General features: G+C 49.6%; 16 protein-coding genes and 2 pseudogenes. 14 read left to right on the top strand and 4 right to left on the bottom strand.

The features are described 5' to 3' along the window. The first annotated feature begins 15 nt into the window (after positions 1–15). The 9 genes and pseudogenes from tkt (at position 16) to ACI6NM_RS08840 (ending at position 9,869) form a co-directional block, all read left to right on the top strand. Positions 16–1,995 carry a transketolase gene (gene tkt / locus ACI6NM_RS08880; RefSeq protein WP_262427120.1) on the top strand — a complete coding sequence of 660 codons (1,980 nt, stop codon included), beginning with the start codon at positions 16–18 and terminating at the stop codon, positions 1,993–1,995. 141 nt (positions 1,996–2,136) lie between these two features. Then, positions 2,137–3,081: an ROK family glucokinase gene (locus tag ACI6NM_RS08875; RefSeq protein ID WP_262427121.1), complete on the top strand. Its 945-nt coding sequence runs from the start codon at positions 2,137–2,139 to the stop codon at positions 3,079–3,081. A 369-nt stretch (positions 3,082–3,450) separates the two neighbouring features. After that, complete coding sequence (locus ACI6NM_RS08870; protein WP_262427122.1) at positions 3,451–4,455, top strand: hypothetical protein; 1,005 nt, start codon at positions 3,451–3,453, stop codon at positions 4,453–4,455. Between the two features lie 165 nt (positions 4,456–4,620). Continuing rightward, positions 4,621–6,306, top strand: a complete 1,686-nt coding sequence (locus ACI6NM_RS08865) for a putative manganese-dependent inorganic diphosphatase (RefSeq protein WP_262427123.1) — start codon at positions 4,621–4,623, stop codon at positions 6,304–6,306. Between the two features lie 23 nt (positions 6,307–6,329). Further along, a pseudogene (locus ACI6NM_RS08860) lies at positions 6,330–6,914 on the top strand (flavin reductase family protein); the annotation flags it as partial. Between the two features lie 494 nt (positions 6,915–7,408). Beyond that, a pseudogene (locus ACI6NM_RS08855) lies at positions 7,409–7,519 on the top strand (ArsR family transcriptional regulator); the annotation flags it as partial. Positions 7,520–7,672: 153 nt separating this feature from the next. After that, entirely contained in the window at positions 7,673–8,611 is a 939-nt protein-coding gene (locus ACI6NM_RS08850; RefSeq protein ID WP_262427158.1) for a GTP-binding protein, read from the top strand. Positions 8,612–8,622: 11 nt separating this feature from the next. After that, entirely contained in the window at positions 8,623–8,856 is a 234-nt protein-coding gene (locus ACI6NM_RS08845) for a thioredoxin family protein (RefSeq protein WP_022273437.1), read from the top strand. Next, on the top strand, positions 8,856–9,869 hold the full coding sequence (locus tag ACI6NM_RS08840; protein ID WP_262427159.1) for a permease: 1,014 nt from the start codon (positions 8,856–8,858) through the stop codon (positions 9,867–9,869). The genes ACI6NM_RS08845 and ACI6NM_RS08840 overlap by 1 nt, the downstream gene beginning before the upstream one ends. 104 nt (positions 9,870–9,973) lie before the next feature. Here the strand turns inward: ACI6NM_RS08840 and ACI6NM_RS08835 are convergent, their stop codons facing one another. The 3 genes from ACI6NM_RS08835 to nhaC form a co-directional block, all read right to left on the bottom strand. Then, positions 9,974–11,335 (bottom strand): amidohydrolase, encoded by a 1,362-nt coding sequence (locus ACI6NM_RS08835; protein WP_262427124.1) that lies wholly within the window; start codon positions 11,333–11,335, stop codon positions 9,974–9,976. Between the two features lie 159 nt (positions 11,336–11,494). Then, positions 11,495–12,643 (bottom strand): M20 family metallopeptidase, encoded by a 1,149-nt coding sequence (locus tag ACI6NM_RS08830; RefSeq protein ID WP_262427125.1) that lies wholly within the window; start codon positions 12,641–12,643, stop codon positions 11,495–11,497. Positions 12,644–12,647: 4 nt separating this feature from the next. Then, positions 12,648–14,093, bottom strand: a complete 1,446-nt coding sequence (nhaC, locus tag ACI6NM_RS08825) for a Na+/H+ antiporter NhaC (RefSeq protein ID WP_262427126.1) — start codon at positions 14,091–14,093, stop codon at positions 12,648–12,650. A gap of 136 nt (positions 14,094–14,229) precedes the next feature. Here nhaC and ACI6NM_RS08820 point away from each other — a divergent pair, with 136 nt between their 5' ends. The 4 genes from ACI6NM_RS08820 to ACI6NM_RS08805 all read left to right on the top strand — a co-directional run bounded on the left by ACI6NM_RS08820 (position 14,230) and on the right by ACI6NM_RS08805 (position 17,963). Continuing rightward, the gene (locus ACI6NM_RS08820) at positions 14,230–15,600 is read left to right on the top strand and encodes an aminotransferase-like domain-containing protein (RefSeq protein WP_262427127.1); all 1,371 of its coding nucleotides are present in this window, start codon (positions 14,230–14,232) and stop codon (positions 15,598–15,600) included. A 135-nt stretch (positions 15,601–15,735) separates the two neighbouring features. Further along, on the top strand, positions 15,736–15,927 hold the full coding sequence (locus tag ACI6NM_RS08815) for a hypothetical protein (RefSeq protein WP_262427128.1): 192 nt from the start codon (positions 15,736–15,738) through the stop codon (positions 15,925–15,927). A gap of 160 nt (positions 15,928–16,087) precedes the next feature. Next, on the top strand, positions 16,088–16,642 hold the full coding sequence (locus ACI6NM_RS08810) for a sigma-70 family RNA polymerase sigma factor (protein WP_262427129.1): 555 nt from the start codon (positions 16,088–16,090) through the stop codon (positions 16,640–16,642). Next, the gene (locus ACI6NM_RS08805; RefSeq protein ID WP_262427130.1) at positions 16,635–17,963 is read left to right on the top strand and encodes a hypothetical protein; all 1,329 of its coding nucleotides are present in this window, start codon (positions 16,635–16,637) and stop codon (positions 17,961–17,963) included. Before ACI6NM_RS08810 ends, ACI6NM_RS08805 begins: the two co-directional genes overlap by 8 nt. 161 nt (positions 17,964–18,124) lie before the next feature. Here the strand turns inward: ACI6NM_RS08805 and ACI6NM_RS08800 are convergent, their stop codons facing one another. Further along, positions 18,125–19,102: an SIS domain-containing protein gene (locus ACI6NM_RS08800; protein WP_262427131.1), complete on the bottom strand. Its 978-nt coding sequence runs from the start codon at positions 19,100–19,102 to the stop codon at positions 18,125–18,127. Between the two features lie 165 nt (positions 19,103–19,267). Here ACI6NM_RS08800 and ACI6NM_RS08795 point away from each other — a divergent pair, with 165 nt between their 5' ends. After that, on the top strand, positions 19,268–20,104 hold the full coding sequence (locus ACI6NM_RS08795) for a sugar phosphate isomerase/epimerase family protein (protein ID WP_262427132.1): 837 nt from the start codon (positions 19,268–19,270) through the stop codon (positions 20,102–20,104). Positions 20,105–20,109: the final 5 nt, after the last annotated feature.

Here is a 20,109-nt window from a genome sequence, read left to right as displayed (position 1 = left end):
TTAGGAGGAAGAGACATGAAAGCAATCGATGCACTGTCCGTCAATTCTATCAGAGTTTTAGCCGCTGATGCGATCCAGAAGGCCAATTCCGGCCATCCGGGCCTGCCCCTGGGAAGCGCTCCCATGGCATATGAGCTCTGGGCCAATCACATGAATCACAATCCGGCCAACCCCAAATGGGAGAACCGGGACCGCTTCATCCTTTCCGGCGGCCATGGCTCCATGCTTTTGTATTCCCTTTTACACCTGTTCGGATACGGGCTTACCAAGGAGGATATCATGAATTTCCGCCAGCTGGGCTCTCTGACGCCGGGACATCCCGAGTACGGCCACACCGTCGGCGTGGAAGCGACCACAGGCCCTCTGGGCGCGGGAATGGGCATGGCAGTGGGTATGGCCCTGGCTGAAAAGCATCTGGCTGCCGTATTTAATAAGGAAAATTATCCGGTGGTGGATCACTACACCTATGTGCTGGGCGGCGACGGCTGCATGATGGAGGGGATCTCCTCCGAGGCGTTCTCCCTGGCCGGGACCATGGGCCTTTCCAAGCTCATCGTTCTTTATGACTCCAACCGGATCTCCATTGAGGGAAGCACAGACCTGGCCTTCAGGGAGAACGTGGAGGAGCGCATGAAGGCCTTCGGCTTCCAGACCATCACCGTAGAGGACGGCACCAACTTAGACGCCATCGGTCTGGCCATCGAGGCGGCAAAGGCAGATACGGAACGTCCGTCCTTCATCACCATTAAAACAGAGATCGGTTACGGCTGTCCGGCCAAGCAGGGCAAGGCCAGCGCCCACGGCGAGCCTCTGGGCGTGGACAATGTAAAGGCCATGCGGGAGACCCTGGGCTGGCCCTATGAGGAGCCGTTCTTCGTACCGGACGAGGTATATGCCCACTTTGCAAAGCTGGCAGAGGAAAAGGCAGAGACAGAGGCAGCCTGGAACGTGATGTTTGCAGCCTACTGCCAGGAATATCCGGAGATGGAAGCGCTCTGGGAGAAGTACCACAGCGGAGTGGATGCGGATTCTCTTATGAACAATGAAAAATTATGGCTGGAGCAGGAAAAGCCGGAGGCCACCAGATCCTTATCCGGAAAGATGATCAATCTCCTGAAGGATGAGATCCCGGGCATGATCGGCGGATCCGCGGACCTGGGTCCCTCCAATAAAACGGAGATGAAGGGCGAGGGCGATTTCTCCGCAGAGAACTCGGCAGGAAGAAACATCCATTTTGGCGTGAGAGAGCTGGCCATGGCCGCCATCGGAAACGGTATCATGCTCCACGGCGGTTTACGGGCCTATGTCGCCACGTTCTTTGTATTCAGTGACTATGTGAAGCCCATGGCGAGACTTTCTGCTCTTATGGGCGTTCCGCTGACCTTTGTACTGACCCATGACAGCATCGGCGTCGGCGAGGATGGACCAACCCATGAGCCCATCGAGCAGCTGGCCATGCTGCGGGCCATGCCCAACCTGCGGGTATTCCGCCCCTGCGATGCAATGGAGACATCTGCCGCATGGCTGACCGCCGCATCCTCTGAGAAGACGCCCACAGCTCTGGTGCTCACAAGACAGAACCTGGCTCCCATCACGGGCAGCAGCAGGGAGGCCTTAAAGGGCGGCTATGTGATCGACGACTGCGAGGGCACGCCGGAGGTGATCCTCATTGCCAGCGGCTCCGAGGTGGAGCTGGCAGTGAAGGCCAAGGCAGAGCTGGAGGCAGAAGGAACGAAGGTACGCGTGGTTTCCATGCCGTGTATGGAGCTTTTCGAGGAGCAGAGCGCAGAGTACAGGGAGACAGTCCTTCCGAGGGCCGTAAGAAAGAGAGTCGCCATCGAAGCGCTTTCCGATTTCGGATGGGGAAAATATGTGGGCCTGGACGGAGCGTATGTATGCATGAAGAGCTTCGGAGCCAGCGCTCCGGCAGCAAAGCTGTTTGAAAAATTTGGTTTTACGGTAGAGAACGTGGTCAATACTGTAAAAGCGCTGTAATACAGAGTATGGGACCGGGGCCGGATGATGTGGAAATCCGGTCCCGGAATCTTTTTATGGAAGGAACAGAAAAAACATGGAAAAAGGCCGCAGGAGCGGGAGGAAGGAATGCGGGCGGCCAGGAGAAAGGGAGGATCAGTCATGAGCCGGAAATGCATTGGAATCGATATCGGAGGCACGACCGTAAAGCTCGGTATGTTTGAGCAGGACGGAACGCTCCTGGAGAAGTGGGAGATCCCCACGAGAAAGGAAAACGGAGGGGCACATATCCTGGAGGATATTGCGGCGGCCATAAAGAAAAAGGCAGCGGAAAGGGGACTTTCGACGGCAGATTTTGAAGGAGCCGGCATGGGACTTCCGGGGCCGGTCCTGGAGGACGGCCACGTGGAATTCTGCGTGAACCTGGGCTGGAAGGCTATGAATCCCCAGAAGATCCTAAGCGGCCTTCTGGACGGGATGCCGGTAAAGAGCGCCAATGATGCCAATGTGGCTGCCCTGGGTGAGCTGTGGCAGGGAGGCGGCCGCGGCTATAAAAATATGGTCATGATCACCCTGGGAACGGGCGTCGGCGGCGGTATTATCCTCAATGAAAAGATCTGGTCCGGTATGCAGGGCGTCGGCGGCGAGATCGGCCATATCCATGTGATCGAGGGAGAGACAGAGCAGTGCAACTGCGGCGGATACGGATGTCTGGAGCAGGCAGCTTCGGCCACGGGAATCGCCCGTCTGGCCAGGAAACTCCTGGAGGCAGATCCGGCACGGCCCTCATCTCTGCGGGAAGTGAAAAATCTGTCGGCTAAGAGCGTGCTGGACGCAGCCAGGGCAGGGGATCCTCTGGCCCTGGAGTCAGTGGAGACCTCCTGCCGGTATCTGGGCTGGGCCATGGCCGGGATCACCATGGTGGTGGATCCGGAGGCTTATCTGATCGGGGGCGGCGTTTCCAGGGCTGGGACCTTTCTGACCGAAAAGATCCAGAGATACCACGACCAGTTATCGCCCATGGCCACAAAGAAGGCAAAGGTTCTCCTGGCTACACTGGGAAACGATGCGGGGATCTATGGGGCTGCGAAGCTGGTATTGGGATAAAATGAGGAGACCCCGGCTGCGACAGCCGGGGCAATTATGAAAAATCTATGTGCAATTTGTCATATTGGCGATGAGAAATAAATTTTTTCTATGCAATTAGTATAAAAAATATATGTGAACAAAATATGAATAAATTGTAAATAGATTATGAAACTATTGTAAGTGGCTTTTGTAAGTTTTGTTCACGGGGTGCTGCTGGGAAAAATGCATAGAAAGAATGTTACGAATATTACTTTTTTATTACATTTTTACATTTTTCATACGTTTTCTTACGTCTTTTCCAATCTGTTGAAATCATGGAAATTTTATACTATAATCCAGATATAAAGAAGAAAAAAATCGTGAAATCAGATAAAAGGAGGACATCATATGAGAAAGAGAAATGTAAAGGGATTATTATTCGCAGCAGCTTTTATGATCGCAGGTACCCAGCTGACGAGCATTGAGGCCCTGGCCAGAGACTGGGACGATAAGTGGGAAGATAAATGGGAAGACAAGTGGGAAGACCGCTGGGATGATGACGACGATGACGATGATGACCGTTGGGATGACGACGACCGCTGGGATGACGATGACCGTTGGGATGATGACGACTGGGACGATGATGATGACGACCGCTGGCCGGGCAATGGCCATCACCATGGCCATCAGAACGGAAACGGCCATCATAACGGGCACCACAATGGAAACAACAATGGAAACGGAAACAACAATGACCAGGAGAAAAAAGGCGGCTGGGTCAATGTAGTATATTTCTGCGAGGAAGACAATACCGTGTGGGCCCCCGGAGAGATCTGGGCCAAGGGTCTTGTGAACGGAAAAGGAAATGTGAACTCCAGTGAAATGACCACAGTGCCCGAGGGCTATAAGCTGAGGGTCGTGGGCGATTACTACTATAACGGCGGCGATGAGCTCCGGGTGGAGGTCATTAAGGAGAAGACCCAGGGCGGAAGAGTCAACGTGGTATATTACTGTGAGGAGGACAACACCGTGTGGGCCCCCGGAGAGATCTGGGCCAAGGGCCTTGTGAATGGAAAAGGAAATGTAAACTCCAGTGAAATGACCACAGTACCCAAGGGCTATCACCTGAAGGTCGTTGGAGATTACTATTACGACGGCGGCAACGAGCTGCGTGTCCGTATCGTAAAGGACGACACCAAGACCGGCGGCTGGGTCAATGTGGTATACTACTGTAAGGAAGACAATACGGTATGGGCGCCCGGACAGATCTGGGCCGAAGGCCTTGTGGACGGCAAGGGCACCATCAACTGTACAGAGATGACGACGGTTCCGGCGGGCTACCGCTTAAAGATCGTGGGCGATTATTATTACGATGGCACCGGCGATTTCCGGGTACAGATCGTGAAAAAGTAACAGTTCAAAAAACTAGATAAATATCCGGGGGCATGTCTGATTATGCCCCCGTTTTGCTTTGTTTTTTGTACAAATTCCCGGGTGTACGGTTTTTGCCCTGTGTGCTATACTTAAGAAAGAACTGGAATGTGACCATGAAATCATTGGAAAGGACGAAGACCATTTATGATAAATACCGAAAAGCAGAAGACGCTGGTCATCGGACACAGGAACCCGGACACGGATTCCATCTGCTCTGCCATCTGCTACGCCAGTCTGAAGCGGAAGCTGACAGGGAAGGACTATGAACCGTGCCGCGCTGGAAATGTGAATCCGGAGACGCAGTTTGTACTGGATTTTTTCCAGGTGGAAGCGCCCCGTCTGGTGGAAAGCGTGAAGACCCAGGTAAAGGATATCGAGATCCGCAAGACCAAAGGCGTGGACCGGGGCATCTCCCTGAAGACCGCATGGAGCCTCATGCAGGAAAACAATGTGGTGACGATCCCCTGCGTCACAGAGGAAGGCGTTTTAGAGGGCGTCATCACCATCGGAGATATCACCAAATCCTACATGAACCTGTATGACAGCAGTATCATTTCCAAGGCCAATACCAAGTATTCCAACATCCTGGATACCTTGGAGGGCAGCATTGTGGTGGGAGACGCGGAGGCATATTTTGATAAGGGAAAGGTCCTGATCGCCGCCGCAAATCCGGATCTGATGGAGAATTATATTGAAAAGCATGACCTGGTGATCCTGGGAAACCGGTACGAGTCCCAGCTCTGCGCCATTGAGATGGAGGCAGGCTGCATCATTGTCTGCGAGGGCGCGGGTGTTTCCCTGACCATCCGGAAGCTGGCCCAGGAACGGGGCTGCACGGTGATCACCACGCCCTATGATACATATACCACGGCAAGACTGATCAACCAGTCCATGCCCATCAGCTATTTTATGACCATGGAAAATATCATCGGTTTCTCCGATGAGGACCCCATCGACGATATCCGGGACATCATGGCCAACAAGCGTCACCGTGATTTCCCGATCCTGGATTCTGACGGAAAATATCTGGGCATGATCTCCCGCCGGAACCTGCTGGGAGCCAAGGGAAAACATATCATCCTGGTGGATCACAACGAGCGGACCCAGGCCGTCGAGGGCATTGAGACGGCGGATATCCGGGAGATCATCGACCATCACCGTCTTGGAACGGTGCAGACCATGTCTCCGGTATTTTTCAGAAACCAGCCTCTGGGCTGTACGGCTACCATCATTTACCAGATGTACCAGGAAAATAACGTGAAGATCGATAAGACCACAGCGGGACTTTTATGCAGCGCCATTATTTCAGACACGCTGCTGTTCCGTTCCCCCACCTGTACAGCGGTGGATAAGGAGGCGGCCCTGGCTCTGGCAGAGATCGCGGGGATCCATGCTGAGGAGTATGCAAAAAAGATGTTTGCGGCTGGCAGCAATCTGAAGGGGAAATCGGACGAGGACATTTTCTATCAGGACTTCAAGCGGTTCACGGTGGGAAATTCTGTGTTCGGGATCGGCCAGATCACCTCTCTGGATTCAGAGGAGCTGGAGAATCTGAAGCCCCGGATGCTGGCTTATACGGAGAAGGCCAGAGAGCAGCATGACGCGGATATGATGTTCTTCATGCTGACCAATATCCTGACAGAGTCCACGGACCTGATCTGCGTGGGCCAGGGAGCCGAGCAGCTTGTTTCCACAGCCTTCCATATGGCAGATGAGTATGGCTCTGGAGACGAGGAGATGGAAGAGATGGACGGCATCGTCAGCCTTCCGGGCGTGGTTTCCAGAAAGAAGCAGCTGGCCCCCCAGATCATGATGGCGCTGCAGCAGTAAGCGGCGGGAGCTGGAGGAATTTTATGGGAAAAAGACAGTTTAAGCCAGGGAACATGCTGTACCCCGTTCCCGCGGTCATGGTCTCTGTGGCCGATAAAGAGGGAAACGCCAATATCATCACCGTGGCCTGGGCGGGAACGGTGTGCACCAATCCGCCGATGCTGACCATCAGCATCCGGCCGGAGCGGTATTCCTACCATATGATCCGGGAGACCGGGGAGTTTGTGGTAAACCTGACCACAGAGGAGCTGGCCCGGGCTACGGACTACTGCGGCGTCCGGTCGGGCCGGGATACGGATAAATGGGCAGATATGGGGCTCACGAAGGAAAAAGCCAGCAAGGTGTCAGTGCCGCTGATCCGGGAATGTCCGGTGAACCTGGAGTGCCGGGTGGTGCGGGTGGATGAGCTGGGAAGCCATCATATGTTTCTGGCCCAGGTGGTGGCGGTGGATGTGGATGAAGCCTATATGGATGAAAAGGACACCTTCCACCTGTCAGCGGCCAGGCCCATGGCCTACTCCCACGGGCGGTATTACGGCCTGGGGGAATGCCTGGGAACCTTTGGATATAGTGTGAAGAAGACGGCTGAAAAGCGCGGATCCGGGAAGGGGAAGGCTGCGCCGGAAGCAGGAAATAGTTCCGGAAGGCGGAAGGATGGGGCCGGTCTGGGAAAGGACGCCGGAAAACGGCAGACCGGGGGAGGTCCCGGGAGGATCCCTGGAAGGAACAGGACCGGGAGCGGTCTGGGAGAGCTTACCGGGAGGCAGAGGCCTGGGGACAGACCAGGAAGGGGCGCTGGGAGACAGAGGCCCGGGACCCGGCAGGGAAAGGCCGTTGGCCGTCCCCAGTCCGGCCCTCCCGGTATAAGAAAGTAAGAGAAGGCTGGTGAAAAGAGGGGCTGCTGTAAAAGGAAAGCGGGACAGCTTTCTCTTTGCAGCAACCCTTTTTGGAAAAAACATATTGACAAAATTCTATATGAAATTCATAATGCAAACATAGAAAAAAATCTATATGTAAAAGGGGATATGTAAATTTGGACTATACAGAATATGCCAGGCTGTTTAAAGCTCTTTCAGATCCCAAGCGGCTGAAGATCGTCCACATGCTGGCAGGAGGCGAGCTCTGTGCCTGTAAGATTCTGGAGGAATTTCATATTACGCAGCCGACTCTGTCCCACGATATGAAGCTTTTGACCGACGCGGGGCTTGTGATCCCGCGGCGGGAGGGAAAATGGACCCATTATTCCCTGAATAAGACCAGAGTGGGAGAGATCTGCCGGGCGGCGGAGGGGCTGATGATCCCGGAGGCGGGGACAAGGGTCTGCGGCTGCGGGAAGGAAGAGAGAAAAAAGGAGGACATGGAAAAAATGGAAACTGTGAATACAAAGCTGTACGTTCTGACCGGCTTTCTGGGCTCTGGAAAGACCACGGCGTTATTAAAGCTTCTGGAGAGACTGAAGGGCAGCCGGATCGGGGTCATCCAGAATGAATTCGGGAAGCTGGGGATCGATGGAACGATCCTGCGGAATGACGATATCCAGATGGTGGAGATCAACCGGGGCTCTATTTTCTGCACCTGCCAGAAGCTAAATTTTGTCAAGGCCCTGGCGGACATGGCCCAGCAGGATTTCGACTATCTTTTTGTGGAAAGCTCCGGCTGGGGAGATCCCTCCAATGTCCAGGAGATCCTGGATGCGGCGCGGATCGCTTCGGAAAAGGAATACGATTTTAAGGGCGTGATCTGCTTTGTGGATGCGGTGAACTTCCTGGAACAGGTTAAGGATGAGGAGACGGCCTTCCGCCAGCTGAAGCACTGCAACCTGGCGGTTATTACAAAAACAGATCTGGCGGATACGGGTCTGATGGAGCAGGTGGCAGAAAAGATCCGGGAGATCAATCCGGTATGCGAGATCATCGAGAGCGTCAATGGGGAAATGGACCATTCCTTTTTACAGAAGGATCTGAGGATCTTCCAGTGGGCTGAAAACGAGGAGACCACCAACTCAGTGGAAACAAAGCCCAAGTCCCTGTTCATGGAATATGAGGGCCAGGTGGGAAAAGAAAAGCTCCACAAATTTTTAGCAGCGGTGGCTCCGGATGTACACCGGATCAAGGGCTTCTGTGATCTTGAAGAAACGGGCTGGACCCAGGTGGACGTGGTTGGCTCCCTGATCGACTATAAAGCGTGCGGGGCCTTTGAACGGTCCCAGCTGGTGTTTATTTCAAAGATCGGTCCCATGGTCATAAAAAGGATCTTCTCCGCCTGGGAGGAGCATGTGGGCAGCGAGATGAAGCTTAAGAATTAAAGGAGGATAACATGGTCATAAAGGTGATCGGTATGGGATGTGAAAACTGCGATAAGCTGTATGAAAATGTGATGGAGGCCGTAAAGGAGACTGGCAGCGATGCAGTGGTGGAAAAGGTCGGAGACTTGATGGAGATCGTGAAGCTGGGCGTCATGGCGGCACCGTCGCTGATGATCGATGGTAAGCTGGTGATTGCGGGACGGACGGCAAAGACATCGGAGATTGTCCGTCTGCTGAAGAAATGATGGAGGCAGGAAAGGGGCTGTGGAGCCTGATCCAGGACCAGATCCTCGGCATGAAATGGCTGAAGGACGCGGTGGGAGCGGGCCTTACGGCCATGGGAACCGATATTTCCTCCAGACTTGGCGGCAGCGTACATTTTTTTATCTATGATATCATTAAGATCACGATCTTATTATGCACGCTGATCTTTGTGATCTCTTATATCCAGAGCTATTTTCCGCCGGAGCGCAGCAAAAGGATCCTGGGCCGGTTCCATGGGCTGGGAGCCAGGATCGCGGCGGCCCTTCTGGGAACGGTGACCCCGTTCTGCTCCTGCTCCTCCATCCCCCTGTTCATGGGATTTACGGGGGCGGGCCTCCCTTTGGGCGTGACCTTTTCCTTCCTGATCTCCTCCCCCATGGTGGATCTGGGGAGCCTGGTGCTCCTGACGAGTATTTTCGGTGTGAAGATCGCAGCCGTATACGTTCTTCTGGGACTTTTTGTGGCGGTCCTTGGGGGAACGCTGATCGAAAAGCTGCACATGGAGACGCAGGTGGAGGAATTTATCCGGATGGCGGGCCGGGTGGACCTTGAAGGCCCGGCGCTTACGGTCCGGGACCGGCTGGTCTATGCCAGGGAACAGGTGGAGTCCACCTTCCGGAAGGTATTTCCATATATCCTCGCAGGCGTGGGGATCGGGGCTGTGATCCACAACTGGATCCCTGAGGCCTGGATCGAGACGGCCCTGGGAAGCGGGAATCCCTTTGGAGTCGTTCTGGCCGTTCTGGTGGGCGTCCCCATGTACGCGGATATTTTCGGGACCATCCCGGTGGCGGAGGCACTTTTGGCCAAGGGAGCCCAGCTGGGAACCATCTTAAGCTTCATGATGGCAGTCACCACCTTGAGCCTCCCGTCCATGATCATGCTGGGAAAGGCGGTGAAGCCGCGGCTTTTGGGAACGTTTGCGGCAATCTGTACCGCCGGTATCATCTGTGTGGGATATATTTTTAATGCGTTCCAGTATCTCTTCATTTAGGGGAAGCGGGATCCGGAAGAATGTACCGGAGTGGAAAAGATCGGGGCGGGTGCGGCTTATATGGGCTGCACCCGCCCCTGTTTGAATGAATTGGCCTTCTGCTGTTATCTCTGACAGAAATCCAGGGTAACGGTGCCGTCCTCGTTGTAGATGACGGCGTCCTTGTCCATGGTCAGATTGTCAATGGCAGCCAGATATTCCTCTTTGGACTTAAAGTATGGTTTCGCCTCGGCGAGGACCTTCTTTGCCCTGGCGGCGTCGTTTTCCAGGAGCATGGAGGCAGCTACGGTCAGGCACTGGGCCGGATACAGGCAGCCGGCCTTCTTATCGGCCACATAGTAGTCCTTGCCGTGTCCGGTGCCGATGGAGCCGCTGGCATGGGGATGGATGGCCGGCATGATGGCGGAAACATCGCCCATATCGGTGCAGCCGGTTCCCCAGGCGCCGCGGGTCACCGTGCCGGGCCCGGTCACTGCTTCCATGGCCTCTGTCAGGATCTCCGTCATGTTGGTGTCGTTATTTAAGGGGAAGTAGCCCGGATGGTCGTCCAGCTCCACATTGCAGCCCAGAGAGGCGGCCGCTCCGGCCAGGGCCAGGTTTACCTTTTTGTTATAATCACGGATGCTGTCAAAGGAAGCGCCGCGCACATAAGATTCCACCTTGGCTGTCTCCGGGATGGCGTTTACGGCCGCTCCGCCCTCGGTGATGATGGGATGGAAACGGATGTGCTCGCCGTCCACAAAGGTCTCGCGGATGGCGTTGACCGCATTGAGTCCACAGGTGGCCGCATAAAGCGCATTTTTTCCGGCCTCCGGAGAACCGCCGGCATGGGAGGCCACGCCCTTGAAGGTGATATTTTTGGTGATACAGCCATTGCAGCCCTGGCCGACGGACAGGGTCTTTCCTTCGGGGAGTTTTCCGGAATGGATCATCATGGCCATGTCAACGCCGTCAAAGTAGCCTCTGGAAATGAATTCCACCTTTCCGCCGAAATACCGGATCACGCCCTGCTTCCGTAATTCCTCCCGGAAGCCCAGCTCGATCAGCTCCTCGGCCGGTACAGCCATGAAACGGATGGAGCCGCAGAGACCGTCCAGCGCGCCCGGCTCCTTCATGGCGGCGGCAACTCCCAGAAGGATGGCACACTGGGCGTTATGGCCGCAGGCATGGACCGCATGGGTCTCGGGATCTGCGTCCGGGTGGTTTCCAACGATCAGGGAATCCAGCTCTCCTAAGATGGCGATCTTCGGTCCGGGTCTTCCGGTGTCCAGATCGGCATAGAAGCCGGGGATGTTTCCGGCTTTGGTGAGGGTGTAGCCCAGGGCCTCAAAATGCTCCTCCATATATGCGGAGGTCTTCCACTCCCGGTATCCGGTCTCCGGGTTCTTCCAGATGTAGTCGGCGGTATCGTAGATCAGGGATTCATACTTTGCGACCATTTCCATTAACTGCTTTGCTTGTTCCATAAGAGTTTCTCCTTTCTGGGCTCCATGGAAACTGACAGGACCGCGGCCAGTTTCCATGCATGTTCGCTTCTTCTATTATAGCGCAGAATTGCGCCATAAGAAATCAGAAAATGAAAAAATTATCTGTCGGCTTTGGAAATGGACTGGAGCCGTATGCAATTACAGCTTGCCCAGCTTCATAATGGTAAGGGCCAGGCGTGAGCCGCAGGGGACCATGGTACTGATCTCAAGAAACTCCTCTGGAGAGCACATCATACCGCCAGTCGGCCCCATTCCGTCTATGGTAGGAGTTCCTTCTGCTGATACAAAGTTTCCGTCGCTGACGCCTCCGGGCTGGGATGTTAGCCATGGAATACCCAGCTCCCTGCTGGATTCTTTTACGGTTTTATGCAGTTTATCTGTGCCGTTTACCAGAGTCAGCGGCGGGCGGTTTAGGGTCAGCTCATAGCTTAACTGGATCCCCTCTATGTCCGGCTTGGAAAGGATCTGTTCCAGAGAGGATTTCAGGCGTTTCCACTCATCCATGGTATAGAATCTCATATCAGCATAAAAACTGGCGTCCTCTGGAACGATGATACGGTTTTGTCCACCGGAGATCGTCGTAACTGTAAAGGTCGTTCCGGTATCGTAGTTATTCAGTCCCCTTAACCGGGCAATTTTAAGGGCAAGCTCTTCAATGGCGTTTCTCCCGGCCTGGGGTTCATTTCCAGCGTGTACGGCTCTTCCATGGGCATGTACATGGATATAGGCGTTTCCTTTCCTCTGGGTAACGACGGCCATGCCTGGCCGGGAGCCCTCAGTTACCAGGCACCAGTCCGCATCTCGTCCTTCCTCGCGGATCCTGTCAAGAACAGATAAGCTTCCCTTTTCTTCATCACCGCTCATGAAAACCGTAATACCAGGAAGATCGGGAACATCCAGATCATGCAGGGCTTTCAGTGCATAAAGGCAGTTTACAAGACAGGCCTTCATATCAACAACACCATTTCCGTAAGCGCGGTCTCCTTCTATTTTAAAGCTCTCAATGCAGTCAGTTCCTCGGGCAAAAACGGAGTCCAGGTGACAGATTAATAACACTCTTGATCCATTTCCCTCTGACCGGGCGATCACACTGTTTCCGCAGTTGTCATTATAGAGTGTTTCTGTACTGTATCCAATTTTTTCAAATTCCCTTGCAAGCTTTTCTCCTACGGCGTCAATACCAGGTTTGAAATCAGAGCTTGTATTACAGTTTACCAGTTCCTTTAGAAGCTCCATCATATCAGATAGATGCAGTTGAAGATAGTCTTTGATTTGATTTGCCAGCATAAGATCATGACCTCCTTTTTTGGTTGCTTTTTTTCTCATCATCCAGACTCAGAATACCATATCCGGTAATGGCACAGATAAGAGCCATCAGAACACTGAAGAATCCAAAGAATGAGTATGGAAGGTACTCCAGGGTCGATACTCCTAAAACACCTGCACAGTAAGCACCAGCTGCGGACCAGGGGATAAGAGCCACTACACATGTACCACAGTCCTCTAAAGTACGGGAAAGATTGCGGGAGGCCAGCCCCATTTTTTTATAAGCATCTGCAAAAAGCTCACCTGGGATCAGAATAGTAAGAAAATCGCTTCCGGTGGTAATGGCCATCAGAATCGTAGAAGCCATGGTTGAAATGATCAGACCAGCACGATTTTTTACATACTCCAATAGTTTTTGAAGAATTACATCCAGGCAGCCAGATTTTGTGATAATGCCAGCGAAGGAAAATGCGCAGAGGATCATCCGGATCGTTTCCATCATACTATTGATTCCGCCGCGGTTTAAAAGCTTGGAGATTTCTGGAAGAATCTGACTCGTGTCAATTCCCCTGGCTGCAACCAGATCAAGAGAAAAGCCATTTACAGTAACATTTAAAAAATCCTGTATGGAAAATCCCTGGAAAACCACAGCGATAATTCCGGCAGACAAACTAGAAAGAAGCATGACAGGAATCGTGGGCTTCCGAGTGATGGAGCCGATCAGAATAATAATGACCGGAATAAAAAGGACCACCACGTTCAGATTGAAAATAGAAGAGATATTGTCCAGCATTCCCTCGATCGTTTCTGTACCGGTTAGAACTTCAGCATTTGTACGAAAGCCTAAAACGGCATAAATTGCAAGTGTTGCGAGCGAGGCGGGGAGGGTTGTATAAAACATGTGGCGTATATGGTCAAAAATGTTTGCACCAGCTGCCAGAGGGGCCAGATTTGTGGTATCTGACAGGGGAGACATTTTATCGCCAAAATACGAACCTCCTACAACGGCAGCAGCTGTGATAGGGAGAGGGATTCCCAGTCCCTGGGCGATTACGATCAAAACAACACCAATGGTGGCACATGAACCCCAGGAGGTTCCGGTACAGGTGGAGAGGATCGCGCAGATAATAAAGGCAGTTACAAAGAAAAACTTTGGATTTACGATCTGGATCCCATAATAGATCAGCATGGGAATGGTTCCGGACAACATCCAGGTACCGACCACGATGCCAACAGCTATTAAGATCAGAATGGCAGGCATTGCCTTCGCGATTTTTTCAGAGACGCCTTCAATCATATCATCCCAGGTTAGTCCGACGCGCCATGCAATAAAGGCGGCAATGGAGGAGGATATGATCAGGAGGGTTTCAATCGGAGCTCCGTAGATTCCGCGGCCAACCAATAGAATAAAAAACATGGAAACAATGGGAGTGACTGCTTCAGTAAAAGTAGGCTTACGAATGGATTTCATAGGAATCCCCCTTTCAGAAAAAAATGTAAATTATACAATGCGCATTGCTTTTGAATATATATTTATGATATACTGGTACAAATTTAAAATCAAATGCAAAAAATACAGGCTGTTATAGTACAGATTCGGAGGGCATATGTACAAATACGAAAGCATTGCGGAACAGATCCGGGAAAATATTCAGAGTAAAACATTGCTTCCAAACCAGCAGCTCCCTTCTTTAAGAGAAATGGCAGATGCGTTTTCTACAAGCGTAGGGACAGTGAAAGAGGCATATGACTATCTGGAACGGGAAAATTTTATATATTCAGTTCCGAAGCGGGGATTTTTTGTTTTGGGAGGGAAACTTCTGCCCACATCTTCGCAGATGCTGGTCGATTTCTATTCGGGTGCGCCGGATATCCGGTATATTCCGTACCAGGATTTTAAAAAATGCATCAACAAGGCAACAAATCTGTATTATAAGCGGCTGTTTTCGTATTCAGATACGAAGGGAATACCAGAGCTCATATCAGCCCTTCAGAGGCACTTGATGGAGTACCAGATTTACACAAAAAAGGAAAATATTGTGGTTGTCTCCGGTTCCCAGCAGGTATTGGATATCCTGTGCAGGATGCCGTTTCCCAATGGAAAGCAGACAGTCCTAGTGGAGCAGCCGGCGTATTATGGAATGATAAAGAATCTGGAGATCACACAAACCCCCAGAGTAGGGATTATGAGGGGGCCTGGCGGGATCGATTTTGATGAATTGGGAAAACAGTTCCAATATGGGAATATTAAGTTTTTTTATACAGTATCCAGATATCATAATCCGACAGGGCAAAGCTATACGAAAAAGGAGAGAGAGGAGCTTGTGCGCCTGGCAGATAAATATAATGTATATATTGTTGAGGATGATATAGCCGCTGATTTTGAGACTGACACAAAGAGAGATCCTGTCTATTTTTCGGATATCTATGATAAGGTGATCTATATAAAAAGTTTTTCTAAAATATTGATGCCGGGACTACGCTTGGCAGCAGTGGTCCTTCCTCCCCTTCTGTTAAATGTATTTCTGGACTATAAACAGTGGACAGATACATACAGTGCGATTCTTTCCCAGGGGGCACTTACGATTTTTCTGGAGAGCGGTATGTACCAGAAAAACAGGAAAGAGATCAGAAGAATTTATATGGATAGAATGAAAAAGCTAAAGGACACGGCTGCGGGTATTGACACGGGAGGAGAGATTGCATGGGACATTCCAGATTCTGGATTTTTTGCCTGTCTGAGACTTAAACAGGGGATTCCCTTTGAACGGGTCCAGCCGGATTTTTACAAAAATAATATCCGGATGATGGATACAAGGGGATTCTTTCTGGATGAATTTAAAAATGATAATTATTACAGACTGAGTCTGGGTCATGCCAATGAAGAGGAGATAGAGTCCGGTGTAAAGAAATTGACTGCAATTCTCTTAGGACAGGGGAAAAAGAGAAATCAATTTTTTATCAGAAATATTAATTGAGGCATCCGTCAGCAAACCGTAAGACTTTTTATGAAAAAGTAAATAGAAAATATCTGTAAAATATAATATAATTTAAATAGATAACAGACAATAAAGAAAACGATGACAGAATATATGCTGGAAGGGAGGCGTCTTATGAAGGGAATGCCATTGATATTTTTATCGGATATTATGAGGGAACAGATGGTACGGGAAAGTGCTCCCATGGTAACGAATATGGTGCTGAATTTTTTCCTTATTGCCATCGGAGCCATGGTGATCTTATATGGCGGAGGCTGGCTCCTGGATAAGATCGCCGAATGGCGGAAGAGGAGAAAAAACAGATAATAAAGAAATAAGAAGTGACCACGTTGGGGCTGTCTCAAAAGAGGCAGTCTCTTTTTGCACAGAATGACAAAACTACTAAAAAAGTCTGACCAAAATCCCTTTCTCTTTCGTATAGTAGATAGAAGATGATCATCTTTAGTAAAAATATAAGGACTTGTTTATGAAAAGCAACTTTGATTTTGAAACGCTGATTGACCAGCACAGCAGGCTTCTATGGTCAATTTCTTCCGGTATTCTTGGCGAATATGCTGCAAAGGAAGTAATCGAGGATATCCTGTCGGATGTATTTGCAGAGCTTTATCAGTTCCCTGAGCATTTTGATGAGAAGAGAGGAAGTCTGAAGACCTGGCTCTGTATGAGGACCCGCAGTCTAAGTCTCGATTATCTGAAAAAATCTTATATTAAGGATGTGAGCTGGTCACCTGATGAGAATGCTCAGGTACAGAATGGCTTCCGGGAAGCCGACCTGATATCCCTGGACAACATGGATCCGCTTGAGATTGTGATCCAACATGAAATGACAGAGAAAATTCTTGACTGCATCCATCAGCAGGAAAGTCCACTTCAGGATATCATGAGATTAAGATTCTTATATGAGTGTAAGCCTGTGGAAATCGCAGATGCCCTGAAACTGTCTGTGCGTCTTGTTTATCAGTTTATCCGAAAAGGCAAAAAAATCCTTATAAAGACATTAAAGGAGGAGCATCATGAGTAAAAACTGGCCTGGTGAGATTGAAGAAAAACTCATTCTGACCGATGATCCGCATCATAAAATCCCGTATTCAGGCTCTGATGGGATTAAAGAAAAATTCTATGCAAAAACAAAAAACAGGAAAAAGGTTCCTAAGAGGGTACTGATTCTTGCCGCCACCTTGCTGATTGCCAGTATAAGTGCTTTTGCCGGCAGAAATCTCTGGCATGTCACAAATCCCGGCACCTATGAAGGTGATTATCTGAAGGTGGAAGAGACAAAACATATAAGTTTCGATGAAAGTATCAATGATCCTACGGTAAATGAATCTGTCGCTTCTGCTGCTAATCCTGATGAGAGCCAGGCATCTGACGAGACCCAGGTATTTGACGACCGATATTTTCTGGCGCAGACAGCAAGGACCGTCCAGATTCTGTCATGCGGAAAAAATGATCTGAATGGTCGGGATATGACCATCCGGTATCAGACCAATGAAATCTACGAAAGAGCAGAAGCAGAAGTATCATTCCAGTTAGAGGAAAAGCCTGTAAATGTAAGATTTGACAGAGAATCCGGCTATTTGATCGGGATTTCTTACTGGCCCGGAGAGGCAATAGAGGACAAAGAGCAAATGTCAGAATCTGATGTGGTTTTTACTGCCATGGACTGGTATGAAAAGCTTCATTTTCCGCAGGGCTATCTCTATAATAATCTAACGAAGATGGATGACCATATGTGGTTTTTGGATTTCTCACGCCAGGTAGAGATTGAAGTGGAGGGCGAGAAGCTTTCTCTGTCAAATCCTTATGAAACAGTAAGACTTGGCATTGACCCCTGCAATGGTGCCCTGGTTTTGGCAAATGTTTTCTATATACCTCTTTTAGATGACCACGAAGAAGACATGAAAGTTCTAACGAAAGAGGAAGCAATGCGAATCGCCATCTGGTATTACGGCAAGCTTCGGGCTTATACCGATGCTGAGATCAAAGGCTTATTAGCTCATGCGGAGAATGCGGAAGAAAATCTTAAGAATATTACCATTTTTGCTGATGTCTGCATCGCCCTTCCCAGGTACGAAAGCCTTATGGATCCTGCTGGAGCGAGTGTATTGAAGGAGACAAATGCTGCAGGGGCAGAAGAAACAGATGCTGGAAGTACAGAAGAGACAGACAATACAGTCACTGTAAGAACAAACGATAAAATGCTAAGCTATCGTAATTCCAAGGTCTCCAGACTTGCATGGAAGGTTTCTTTTGAGAAGGTAAATAATCTTTTCACGGATCGATGTGATATAGCCGTGGATTTATACACCGGAGAAGTAATAGCCGTAGAAAGTACAAAGTAAAAAGTGCCCCTTTCTGTGCCCAAAATTAGTTTACCAATTTGGGACAAGTATTCAGTCAGATTTCTACGTCCCCATTGACTGAAAAAGAGCTGCCACACATGATGTGCGACAGCCCTTTTTTTATCTTCGGAAAATAAAAAGTATGAAATCGAATAATTTAATTAGTATTCCAGCTTCCACATGTATCTTCTCATGGTCAGTGGATGCTCACGAAGGATGGAGATTTCTTCTCCGAGAAGTCTGGTAAGACCTCCGATCATCAGTGGGTTGAAGTATTCAACTACGGATGCTGGTACATTGCTGCTTAAGCCGTAGTCTTTTGCGTCGATGAGGGTGTACTTTGCATGCATACGCTGTACAAAGGTGAGTGCACGGACGTCCATTGGACGGGTCGGGCCGTCGTTCATCATGAGTACGTAATGTGCATTTTCGTCTGCCATTTCAAATGGTCCGTGGAAGAATTCTCCTGAATGGAAGGTGGTTGCGTTTAACCACTGCATTTCCATCATCAGGAACATAGAGAATCCGTATGCGGTGTACTGGGTTGCTCCGGAGCTCATTACATAGAGAATTGGTGCATTGTAATTCTCTTCTGCAAATTTCTTTGCTACTGGACGGAACATTGGTACTGCTGCATTGATGAGGTCGGTGATTTTTGCAAGACCAACGTGCATATCATCGTAATGAGCATATCCTTCATATTCATTTAACAGTTCACATGCAAGTTCAAGTGCTCTTGCAGGCTTTTCCATCTTAGCGCCATATGACTCATAGAAGCCGTGAAGGATGCAGTATTCTGCTTCTACGTCTAATGGGGAGCCTGCTTTATTTGTAATAGAGATTACATGTGCTCCGAGTTTTCTAGCTAATTTGGTTGCAGCTACGGTTTCTGGAGTTCCACCACTTAATGAGCAGGTGATAACTACAGAGGTATTGTCAACAGCTGCTGGAGTTGAGTAATTGAAGTTGTTTGCTGTATAGATGCTGGTACGCAGTTTCTTTGCATTGTTCTCCAGGAAATACTTTGCTGGGAAAAGATCAGACATGGATGCTCCACATCCTACAAAGTATACGGTTTTAATTTCAGGCTGCTTGTTCTTAATAGCAGCAACGATTTCTTGGATAGACATATTATTCATTTCAGGTAACCTCCTTGTGTCTTTGCTTATATAAGATAATATATAACAACTGGTATAATCAGTCAATACAAATTTTATAAAAATTTATAAGATTTGACATGTTGTAATAATACATCTTCTTTTGTATAATAGCATTATAATTTTCACAGACAAGGAGAGTTTTCTATGAAACTGATTGAAGCTAATCAATTAGCAGGAATGAATATTCACTATCGTTACTTTTCTTTTGAATATTTTCTCGAGTCCCAGCTTAGGGCGGGATTTCAGAATATAGAGCTTTGGGCTGGGTCACCTCATTTCTTCTTAAGTAATCTGGAATATGATGATTGTCGTAAATTCAGTCGTATGGCCAGAGAACGTGGATTGAATATTAAAGTGATCACTCCGGAGAATTGCAGCGTTCCTTATCATTTTGCTGCTGCAGACCCTGACCTTTATCGCAGAAGTTTTGAATATTTCAAAAAAGGACTGGATGCCGGTGAAGAGCTCGGATGCCAGATCATGGCTGTTCATTCCGGCAGAGGAAATCTTGATCAGGATCGTGAGGAAGCATGGAAACGCGGCTGTGACATGCTTGCCCGTCTTGCTGAATATGCTAACGGTAAGGGAATCACACTTGCCATGGAATCCCTTCGTCCACAGGAAACAAACCTTGGTGTTACTCTTGCAGATGTAAAACGAATGATGGACGAGATCAATCATCCAAACTTCAAGGCTATGATCGACACCTGTGCAATGGGTGTATCCGGTGAAACTCCGGAGCAATGGTTTAACTGTCTTGGCGATGAAAATATCATTCATATGCATTTCATCGATGGAACACCATACGGACATCTGATCTGGGGAGATGGAAAGCACAATCTGGAGAACTGGCTGAAGACTCTGAAAAAGCACAATTATAAAGGCCTGCTGAGTCAGGAAATTACCGCAATTGAATATTGTTTCGATCCTGCTGCTGCTGATATCAGAAATTATCAGCAGTTCAAACCATTCATGGAGTAAATACC

Origin of the sequence: Pilosibacter sp. YYHA0881, from assembly GCF_051602715.1 — a bacterium.
GTDB lineage: Bacteria > Bacillota > Clostridia > Lachnospirales > Lachnospiraceae > Alitiscatomonas > Alitiscatomonas aceti.
Note: the sequence above shows the minus strand (reverse complement) of the source record. Positions and strands in the feature narration are given on the sequence as shown.